At 64.1% G+C, this 9,813-nt stretch carries 9 protein-coding genes; 8 read left to right on the forward strand and 1 reads right to left on the reverse strand.

Annotated features, from left to right (window positions below; all coding sequences use genetic code 11):
• Window positions 1-604: 604 nt before the first annotated feature.
• Entirely contained in the window at window positions 605-1,489 is an 885-nt protein-coding gene (locus tag IT40_RS25330) for a MurR/RpiR family transcriptional regulator (RefSeq protein WP_036760996.1), read from the reverse strand.
• A 70-nt stretch (window positions 1,490-1,559) separates the two neighbouring features.
• Here IT40_RS25330 and IT40_RS25335 point away from each other — a divergent pair, with 70 nt between their 5' ends.
• The 8 genes from IT40_RS25335 to IT40_RS30995 all read left to right on the forward strand — a co-directional run.
• Window positions 1,560-2,351: an N-formylglutamate amidohydrolase gene (locus tag IT40_RS25335; RefSeq protein ID WP_243700335.1), complete on the forward strand. Its 792-nt coding sequence runs from the start codon at window positions 1,560-1,562 to the stop codon at window positions 2,349-2,351.
• Window positions 2,351-2,887, forward strand: a complete 537-nt coding sequence (locus IT40_RS25340; RefSeq protein WP_036761001.1) for a TRAP transporter small permease subunit — start codon at window positions 2,351-2,353, stop codon at window positions 2,885-2,887. The genes IT40_RS25335 and IT40_RS25340 overlap by 1 nt, the downstream gene beginning before the upstream one ends.
• Complete coding sequence (locus tag IT40_RS25345; protein ID WP_036761004.1) at window positions 2,884-4,209, forward strand: TRAP transporter large permease; 1,326 nt, start codon at window positions 2,884-2,886, stop codon at window positions 4,207-4,209. The genes IT40_RS25340 and IT40_RS25345 overlap by 4 nt, the downstream gene beginning before the upstream one ends.
• Window positions 4,210-4,232: 23 nt before the next feature.
• Window positions 4,233-5,273, forward strand: coding sequence for a TRAP transporter substrate-binding protein (locus IT40_RS25350; protein ID WP_036761014.1), 1,041 nt, complete (start codon window positions 4,233-4,235; stop codon window positions 5,271-5,273).
• Between the two features lie 53 nt (window positions 5,274-5,326).
• Window positions 5,327-6,688: a glutamine synthetase family protein gene (locus IT40_RS25355; RefSeq protein WP_036761007.1), complete on the forward strand. Its 1,362-nt coding sequence runs from the start codon at window positions 5,327-5,329 to the stop codon at window positions 6,686-6,688.
• A 37-nt stretch (window positions 6,689-6,725) separates the two neighbouring features.
• Window positions 6,726-8,114: an aldehyde dehydrogenase family protein gene (locus tag IT40_RS25360; protein WP_036761010.1), complete on the forward strand. Its 1,389-nt coding sequence runs from the start codon at window positions 6,726-6,728 to the stop codon at window positions 8,112-8,114.
• Complete coding sequence (locus IT40_RS25365) at window positions 8,111-9,256, forward strand: iron-containing alcohol dehydrogenase (RefSeq protein WP_036761013.1); 1,146 nt, start codon at window positions 8,111-8,113, stop codon at window positions 9,254-9,256. The genes IT40_RS25360 and IT40_RS25365 overlap by 4 nt, the downstream gene beginning before the upstream one ends.
• Window positions 9,257-9,666: 410 nt before the next feature.
• A partial coding sequence (locus IT40_RS30995) for an acetyl-coenzyme A synthetase N-terminal domain-containing protein (RefSeq protein WP_157034110.1) occupies window positions 9,667-9,813 on the forward strand: 147 nt, incomplete at its 3' end.

Consider the following 9,813-nt stretch of genomic DNA (forward strand, 5'->3'; position numbering starts at 1 on the left):
CGGGGACGAATGGAGGGCGGGGGGGCGGTCGTAAGCCTTGCCGGCCGCTCCGCGGGTGCCGGGGGGGTGGTTCGCGGGCCGGGGGCTTTCTGCCGGCGCCCCCAGCGGGCCGACGAGCGCGCCCGCCCGGCCTGGCGGTAAAGCACCGCCGGCGCGGCCCGACCGGCGCGCGCAGCCGGGCGACCGGAAGGGCCGGCATCCTCCGGCTGCGGACAGCCGGTCGAGCCGCTGCAATCGGCAGGGCTTAGCAGGCTGCTGAAAAAGTCCTTGCGACAGGACAGCGCGGGCGGGGAACCAGGAAATCCGCCTCAAATTTGCCGAAAACACCCCATTTTCGGGCCGATATTAGCTGGCTCCAGAACGATTTCCGCTGCGTCGCCCTCTCAAAATCCTTTTTCAGCAGCCTGTTAGGACCATTCTCAGAGCCGCCCGGAACTATACCAAGCGCGTCCTGAATGAAATTGCAGCAGCTGAGGTGCGGCTGGAAATTTCGCTGCGCCGGATCAAGGGGGGCAATATCGCACAGCGCACCTGAGCCATTCTCCGATGCGCTTTCAGGGAATGCCAGCCTCCGCCAGGTCAATCGAGGCTTGGCGCCGCGGGTTCAACCCTTCCCGCGCCGGAACATGCTGGCGCGTTCATACAGCGCCTCAAGCCGCGTCATGCGGTCCTGCGCCTGTGGCCAGTTCAGTTCCTGCACCGCCGCAAGCAAGGTCTCGATCAGCACCATCAGTGCCGTGCTGCTGTCCCAGGCCGAGGGCACCTCGATCTGTGCAGCGAAGCGGAAGCGGGCATAGGCCGATATCGGGCTGATCCAGGGATCGGTGATCAGGACGACTTCTGCACCCCGCTCGGCTGCCATTTCGGCCAATTGCAGGGTCGCTCTTTCATAGCGGCGGATGTCGAACACGATCAGCACGTCGCCGGGACGCATCTCCAGTAGCGCCGAGGGCCAAGCGCTGGACTGGCTGGGCAGCGCGGATACTCCCGGCCGGACAATTCCCAGCTGAGTCACCAGATAATCCGCCAGCGCATGGGTGATGCGCCCGCCCGTCACCAGAACCCGGCGTTTCGGATCGGCCAGCATCTCGGCGCATGCATCGAAATCGGCGTGGTCAATCCGGCTGAGCGTCCGGGTCAGATTGGCCAGAACGGCGTCTGCGAAACGATTCAGGATATGGGTTTGGGGCACCCCGTCGGTCCAGCGCGCGTGCTTGGACAGGGGCGATTCCAGCCGGGCCTCGATCTCATTGCGCAGTTGCGCCTGAAATTCCGGATAGCCGCGAAACCCCAGCTTCTGAACCAGGCGCAGCACCGTGGGCGTCGAAACCCCCGCTTCTTTCGCAAGATAGGTCATCGAGGCCAGACCCGCGACGGGAAAGTTCCGCGTCAGGTGGCCGGCCAGCAGGCGCTCGGTCGGGGTCAGGGTGCCGAAGCGCTGCATCAGGCGGTCCTCGATAGTGCCCGCGGCTTCATGTTCCTGCGACATCGACGGCCCTCCCGACAGCGTCACCGTGTTCGTAACATTCTTAACAGGAAAAACACACTCTGAAAAATAATTGACAGACTCGCCCCGGCTACTTCAACCTGAGCAGCAATGGAGCGCGCGCATGTCTGATCCTGCATTCTTTTTCCAGATAGATAACGCGGAAGGCAGCGGTGATGCGGTCATCGTGTGCGAGCATGCCTCGAACGATCTGACGGCTGCGGCCAATGCGCTTGGGCTGAGCGTCGATCAGCGCCAGGCCCATATCGCATGGGATCCCGGCGCGCTTGGCGTGGCGAAGGGGCTGTCCTCCGCGCTGGACGCGCCGCTGATCCACGCGACGGCTTCGCGCCTGATCTACGACCTGAACCGCCCCCCCGATTCACCAGGCGCGATGCCTGCGCGTAGCGAGGCATATGACATTCCCGGCAATCGCGATCTGACCCCCCGGCAGCGGCTGGAGCGGACCAGGGCGCATTACATTCCCTTTCATGCGGCGCTGTTTTCCCTGTTGGCCCGCAGGCTGGCCAGCGGCAGGCCGACCGCGCTGATTACCGTCCACAGCTTTACTCCCGTCTATTTCAGCACAAGGCGAGAGGTCGAATTCGGCATCATCCACGAGGCCGACGACAGGTTGGCACGAGCCATCCTGGCACGCGACGTCGGGCTTCTCACCCGCCTGAACGATCCCTACAGCGCCGCCGACGGCGTGACCCATACGCTGGCGCTGCATGCCACGCCCCTTGGGCTGGGCCATGCGATGCTGGAAATCCGCAACGACCTGATCGCGACGCCGGTGGCGCAGCAGGCCATGGCGAACCGTCTGGCCCCGGCGATCCGCGAAGCCGTGAAGGAGTGCCTGTGATGCCGAACTGGGCGATCTGCTATGTCAGGCGCATCGAGGCGCTGAACTACCGCCTTGGCCGCATCGTCATGTATCTGCTGTTCGTGATCATGGGCGTCCTGCTGTGGTCCTCGTTCACCAAGGTGATCAGGATGCCGTCGCTGTGGACGCTGGAGGTGGCGCAATTCACGCTGGTCGCCTATTACCTTCTGGGCGCACCCTATTCGATGCAACTGGGCGCGAACGTGCGGATGGACCTGCTCTATGCCCGGATGCCGGTGAAGCGGCAGGCGATCTGGGACATCTTCACCATCTTCTGCCTGTTGTTCTATCTGGGCGTGATGCTGTGGGGGGCGGTGGACAGCACCGCCTACAGCTTTCGGATAGGCGAGCGCGCGCCAAGCGCGTGGCGGCCTCCGTTATGGCCGATCAAGGTCGTCATCACGATCAGCTTTGCGCTTATGATCCTGCAAGCCATCGCCCATCTGATCCGCGACATCGCCATTCTTCGCAACGTCGACATTCCCCGCCCCTTTGTCGGCGAGGTCAACAGATGAGCCATGAGTGGATCGCCATCCTGATGTTCTCGACGATGCTTCTGATGATGATCACGGGGCAGCGGGTCTTCGGGGCCATCGGCTTCGTCGCCGTGGTGGCGGCGCTGCTCTTGTGGGGGCCGGGCGGCACCGACATGGGCTTTTCGGCGGTGATGAAGGTGATGCGGTGGAACGCGTTGCTGACGCTGCCGATGTTCGTCTTCATGGGCTATGTCATGTCGGAATCGCGGCTGGCCGACGACCTTTATCGGATGTTTCACGTCTGGTTCGGGCCGCTGCCGGGCGGGCTCGCCATCGGCACGGTGCTGTTGATGGTGATGATCTCGGCCATGAACGGGCTGTCGGTCGCTGGCATGGCCATCGGCGCCACCATCGCCCTGCCCGAGCTGGTCAAGCATCGCTATGACAAGCCGATGATCTCGGGCGTCATTCAGGCGGGGTCCAGCCTCGGCATCCTGATCCCGCCTTCCGTCGTTCTGGTGCTGTATTCGCTGATCGCGCGCCAGCCGGTCAGCCAGCTGTGGCTGGCGGGGATCGGGCCGGGGTTGCTGATGGCCGCGCTGTTCATCGCCTATATCCTGATCCGCACCTGGCTGAATCCGGCGCTGGCCCCCCCGATGCCGGCCGAGGAACGCGCGGCCATCACCTGGCCGCAACGGTTTCGGCTGTTGCGCGCGGGCATCCTGCCGATCATCATCTTCGCCGCCATGATGATCCCTTTCGTCAAGGGCTGGACCTCGCTGACCGAAAGCAGCGTCATCGGTGCCGTGTCGTCGGTGGTCGCCGCCGTCCTCAAGGGCCGCTTCACCCGGCACGTGTTCGAAATCGCGACCCGCCAGACGCTGGCGATCACCTGCATGTTCATGCTGATCATCATGGCCGCGCTCAGCTTCGGTGCGGTCTTCGACGGGCTGGGCGCGGGCCGCGCCATCGGGCGGCTGTTTCTGGGCGAGATGCATCTGACGCCCTTGCAGGTGCTGCTGATCATGCAGGCATCCTTCCTGATCCTGGGGATGTTCCTGGACGACACCGCGATGCTGGTGATCGTCGCGCCGATCTATGTCACCATGGCGCGCAGCCTCGGCTTCGATCTGGTGTGGTATGGCATCCTCTATACCATCACCTGCCAGATCGCCTACCTGACGCCCCCGTTCGGCTACAACCTGTTCCTGATGCGTGCGCTCGCGCCTCGGGATTTCACGCTTGGGGTGATCTATCGCTCGGTATTGCCCTTCGTGATGATCATGCTGCTGACGCTCGGGCTGGTCATTGCGTTCCCCGGCATCGCCATGTGGCTGCCCCAGTCGATCTATGGACAATGACAACCGGCAAGGAGGTAAAGACGATGAACACGACCAGACGAGAGCTCTTGACCAGCGGCGTCGCCGCGGCCGGGGTCGGCGCCCTTGCCGCCCCCGCCATCGCACAGGGCGCACCGCTGAAATGGCGGATGCAGACCTATGCGGGTGCGGCACTGGGCGAGCATGTCTGCAAGCCTGCGGTAGACGCCTTCAACAAGATCGCCAACGGCCAGATGGAGATCGAGCTTTACTATGCCGACCAGATCGTGCCCACGCCCGAGCTGTTCCGCGCGCTTCAGAACGGCACCATCGACGCGGTGCAGTCCGATGACGATAGCATGGCCTCGCCCACCGAGGTGACGGTCTTCGGCGGCTATTTCCCCTTTGCGCTGCGCTATTCTCTGGATGTGCCGGCGCTCTTCAACCACTATGGTCTGGACGAGATCTGGAAAGAGGAATACGCCAAGCACGGCATCCAGCATATCTCGGCAGGGTCTTGGGATCCTTGCAACTTCGCGACCAAGCAGCCGATCAACAGCTTGGCCGACCTTCAGGGCAAGCGCGTCTTTACCTTCCCGACGGCGGGACGGTTCCTCGCGCAATTCGGCGTCGTGCCCGTCACCTTGCCCTGGGAGGATATCGAGGTCGCGCTGCAGACGGGCGAGCTGGACGGCGTCGCCTGGTGCGGCATCACCGAGGACTATACCGTCGGCTGGGCCGAGGCGACGGGCCATTTCCTGACCAACAACATCTCGGGCGCATGGATCGGCCATTTCTTTGCCAACCAGCAGCGTTGGGACGAGGTGCCCGACCATCTGAAGGAGCTGATGAAAGCCGTCTTCGACCAATCCCATTACTATCGCCAGCATTGGTATTGGGCGGGCGAGGCACGGCTTCGCGTCGGCGGCGACAAGATGCAACTGACGACGATTCCCGCCGAGGAATGGGCCACCGTCGAGGAGGCCGCCAAGAAATTCTGGGACGAGATCGCCGCGGAATCCGAGGTCAAGGCCCGCGTCGTCGCCCAGATCAAGGAATACAACGAAGCGATGGAGAAGGCAGGTCCACCCTATCGCTATTCGTGATCACTGCGACTGGGCGCATCCGCGATGGTGCGCCCTCCTTACCGGAGTCACCCATGCCTGCCAACCTTTCCTTGAAAAACCTCGAGCAGGCGGTCCAAGCCGGCGAAATCGACACCGTGATCGTCGCGTTGGTCGATATGCAGGGCCGTTTGATGGGCAAACGCTTCCACGCAGCCCATTTTCTCGAGAACCACGACGAGACGCATTGCTGCAACTATCTGCTGGCGACCGATCTGGAGATGAACACGGTGCCGGGCTATGCGGCGGCAAGCTGGGCGGCGGGCTACGGCGACTACGTGATGAAGCCGGACCTTTCGACCCTGCGCCGCCTGCCCTGGGCGGCGGGAACCGCGCTGTGCATGTGCGATCTCTACGACCACAAGACCCACGAACTGGTCCCCCACGCCCCGCGCAGCGTGTTGCGCCGGCAGGTCGAACGCGCGGCCGCCCTGGGTTTCCAGCCGATGATGGCGACCGAGCTTGAATTCTACCTGTTCGAGCAATCCTTCAAGCATCACTTCGACAGCGGCTATCGCTGCCTTGTCCCGACTGCGCGCCACAATGTCGACTATGCCCTCAGCGGCACCTTCGGTGAGGAACCCGTGATGCGGGATCTGCGCAACGGTCTTTACGGCGCCGGCATCCCGGTCGAGAATTCGAAGGGTGAAGCCAACGCCGGCCAGCACGAGATCAATGTCAGATATTCGGATGCGCTGGATACCTCGGACATGCATGTCGTGGTCAAGACTGCGACCAAGGAGATCGCGAGCAGGCACGGCCTCTCGGCCACCTTCCTTGCGAAAGTCGCGCATGGCCAGGCAGGCTCGTCCAGCCATGTGCATCAATCCCTGTTCAGGGACGGCGAGAACGCCTTTTTCGACGAGAGTGCCGAACATGGCATGTCCGACCTGATGCGGCATTACATGGCGGGCCAACTGGAACACGCGCGCGAGCTGACCTTTTTTCTTGCCCCCTATGTCAACAGCTACAAGCGTTTCGTGACAGGCCTTTTCGCGCCGACGAACGCGATCTGGTCGGTGGACAACCGCACAGCAGGTTTCCGCGTTTGCGGCGACAACACCAGGGGCGTGCGCATCGAATGCCGGATCGGCGGATCGGACCTGAACCCCTATCTGGCCTGCGCCGCGCTGCTCGCCGCCGGGCTGGAGGGGATCGAGCGGAAACTGGCGCTGGAGCCGGAATTCACCGGCGACGCCTATGCGGCCCAGGATGCCCGGCAGGTGCCCAAGACCCTGCATGAGGCCGCCGATGCCCTGGAGGGCTCGGCCATGTTGCGCGCGGCGATGGGCGATGGGGTCATCGATCACTATGTCCACGCCGCCCGCTGGGAAGTCGAGGAATTCAACCGCGCCGTCACCGATTGGGAACTGGCCCGCGGGTTCGAGCGCGCCTGACACGATCCGCCGGAACCTCCGCCAATACGAGGAAGAGATGAGCAAGACCATCGCCCTGATATCGCCCACCACCGGCAAGACCCTTGTCGAAAGGCAGACCCTGGGCATCGAGGACGCGCGCGCCGCCGTTGCCCGCGCCCGTGCCGCCCAGCCCGGATGGGCGGCGCTGCCGCTGGACGAGCGGGTCGCCCGCATCCGCGCCGGGATCGCGGCGCTGAACGCCATGAAGGACGCGATAGTGCCCGAACTGGCCGATCAGATGGGCCGCCCGATCCGCTACGGCGGTGAATTCGGCGGCGTCAACGAACGCGCCGACCATATGATGAAGATCGCGGCCCAGGCCCTTGCCCCGACCATGGTCGAAGACAGCGATCATTTCGCGCGCGAGATCCGGCGCGAGCCGGTGGGCGTGGTCTTTGTCATCGCGCCCTGGAACTATCCCTTCCTGACCGTCGTCAACACGGTCGTGCCCGCCCTGGTCGCCGGCAATGCCGTGATCCTGAAACATGCGACCCAGACCCTGCTGGCGGGCGAGCGTCTGGCCGAGGCGCTGCATCGAGGCGGCGTTCCCGCCGACATCATGCAGAATGTCGTCTTGGACCACGAGACGACCGAGGCACTGATCGTCGAGCGCAGCTTCGGCTTCGTGAACTTCACGGGCTCGGTCGCCGGGGGGCGTGCGATCGAGCGGGCCGCCGCGGGGACCTTTACCGCGACCGGGCTGGAACTGGGCGGCAAGGATCCCGGCTATGTCCGCGCCGATGCCGATCTGGATGCGGCGGTGGATGGGCTGATGGACGGCGCCATGTTCAACAGCGGCCAGTGCTGCTGCGGGATCGAGCGGATCTATGTCCACGAAAGCCTCTTTGACGCCTTCGTGGCCAAGGCCGTCGATTGGGTGAACGCGCAGAGGCTGGGCAATCCCCACGACCCGGATACGACGATGGGGCCGATGGCGCACCGGCGCTTTGCCGATCTGGTCCGCGCGCAGGTCGCCGAGGCCGTGGCGCAGGGGGCAAGGCCGCTGATCGACCCGGCGCACTTTCCCGCCGATGATGGCGGCGCCTATCTTGCGCCGCAGGTGCTGGTCGACGTGACCCACGACATGCGCGTGATGCGAGAGGAAAGCTTCGGCCCCGTCGTCGGCATCATGCCGGTTCGCGACGATGCCGAGGCGATCCGGCTGATGAATGATTGCGACTATGGGCTGACCGCCTCGATCTGGACCGCCGATGCCGATGCCGCCGCCCGGATCGGCAGCCGGCTTGAAACCGGCACCGTCTACATGAACCGCTGCGACTATCTGGACCCGGCGCTGTGCTGGACCGGCTGCAAGGACACCGGACGCGGCGCGGCGCTGTCGGGCCTTGGCTATCTGGCCGTGACGCGGCCGAAATCCTACCATCTGAAAAAGGTGACGAAATGACGCTTCGGGCGAACTGGTCCTATCCGACCACCATAAAATTCGGCGCGGGCCGCGTCACCGAACTGGCCGAGCATTGCAGGGCCGCGGGCATCGCGCGTCCCCTGCTTGTGACAGACAAGGCACTGGCGAGCCTGCCCATAGCCGCGCAGGCCCTGGATATTCTGGATGCCTCCGGCCTTGGCCGCGCGGTCTTTTCCGAGGTCGATCCGAACCCCCACGAGGGCAATATGGAGGCCGGCATCGCCGCCTACAAAGCCGGCGGACATGACGGCGTGATCTGCTTTGGCGGCGGCTCGGCGCTGGACCTGGGCAAGATGATCGCGCTGATGGCGGGCCAGACCGTATCCGTTTGGGACCTGGAGGACATCGGCGACTGGTGGACCCGCGCGGATGCCGGCAAGATCGCGCCCATCATTGCCGTGCCGACGACGGCGGGCACGGGCTCCGAGGTCGGGCGCGCCGGGGTCCTGACGAACTCGGCCACGCACAAGAAGAAGATCATCTTCCATCCCAAGCTGATGCCGGCCGTCACTGTCTGCGACCCCGAACTGACCGTGGGCATGCCGAAAGTCATCACCGCCGGCACCGGCATGGATGCCTTCGCCCATTGCCTCGAAGCGTTCTGCTCGCCCCATTACCACCCCATGTCGCAGGGCATCGCGCTTGAGGGGCTGCGGCTGGTGAACGAATACCTGCCCCGCGCCTATGCCACGCCCGATGACATCGAGGCCCGCGCGAACATGATGAGCGCCGCCGCCATGGGGGCCGTCGCCTTCCAGAAGGGGCTGGGCGCGATCCATAGCCTGAGCCATCCGGTCGGCGCGGTCTATGGCACCCATCACGGCACCACGAATGCGGTGGTCATGCCGATGGTGCTGGACTTCAACCGACCGGCCATCGAGGACCGGCTTGCCCGCGCCGCCGACTATCTCGGCATCAAGGGCGGCTTCGACGGCTTTCGCGCGCGGGTGATCGAGCTGCGCAGCGAGCTTGCCATCCCCCAGAACCTGACCCGGTTGGGCGTCCAGTCCGAACGTCTGGACGAACTGACCGAGATGGCGCTGGAGGATCCGAGTTGCGGCGGAAACCCCGTCGAGATGACGCGCGAAAACACTCGCGCGCTGTTTGAAAGCTGCATGTGAATATATCGCGCGGCCCCGCGATCCTCCAGGGGCCGTGCCCGTCCCTGCCTTCGCAAACGCAGTCCCTGCGACGAAGCCGGGATCATCGCACGGTGCAGCTGCTTGGCTGCCCCGATGCGCTGTCGGCGAATGCTCGCCCCCGGATGCGCTGGCGGCGTTCTCTCGGACCGCTGTCACGGTCGGGAAGACGATTCCGGATGACGGATCAAGCCGGCATGTAAAATATTTACAAATCGCATATCCAACCTGTCAATTTATTAACAAAATTTCCTTTATATATAAACGCTTAACATGGATGCGGTGATCGGTTTAACATCGTTCTCGAGCTTTCTTGCAGCGGCCCGACGTGGAGGCGTCGATATGGCGCCGCAGGGAAGGGGAAAAGATGCGATTGCTTATGAGGGGGAGCCATGTCCGTTGAAAATGTTGTGAAACATCCCATTCCGCCCGGCTTCGAGGATGCCCTGGTCCAGCCGGCCGATTACGCCCGCATGTATGCCGAATCGATCTCGGACCCCGACGGGTTCTGGGGCCGCGAGGGCAAGCGGCTGGATTGG

Origin of the sequence: Paracoccus versutus, assembly GCF_000763885.1 — a bacterium.
Classification (GTDB): domain Bacteria; phylum Pseudomonadota; class Alphaproteobacteria; order Rhodobacterales; family Rhodobacteraceae; genus Paracoccus; species Paracoccus versutus.

Coding starts and splice junctions, on each gene's coding strand:
- IT40_RS25355 (WP_036761007.1), top strand. CDS start 5,327: ATGCCTGCCAACCTTTCCTTGAAAAACCTCGAGCAGGCGGTCCAAGCC.
- IT40_RS25340 (WP_036761001.1), top strand. CDS start 2,351: ATGCCGAACTGGGCGATCTGCTATGTCAGGCGCATCGAGGCGCTGAAC.
- IT40_RS25330 (WP_036760996.1), bottom strand. CDS start 1,489: ATGTCGCAGGAACATGAAGCCGCGGGCACTATCGAGGACCGCCTGATG.
- IT40_RS25365 (WP_036761013.1), top strand. CDS start 8,111: ATGACGCTTCGGGCGAACTGGTCCTATCCGACCACCATAAAATTCGGC.
- IT40_RS25350 (WP_036761014.1), top strand. CDS start 4,233: ATGAACACGACCAGACGAGAGCTCTTGACCAGCGGCGTCGCCGCGGCC.
- IT40_RS25360 (WP_036761010.1), top strand. CDS start 6,726: ATGAGCAAGACCATCGCCCTGATATCGCCCACCACCGGCAAGACCCTT.
- IT40_RS25345 (WP_036761004.1), top strand. CDS start 2,884: ATGAGCCATGAGTGGATCGCCATCCTGATGTTCTCGACGATGCTTCTG.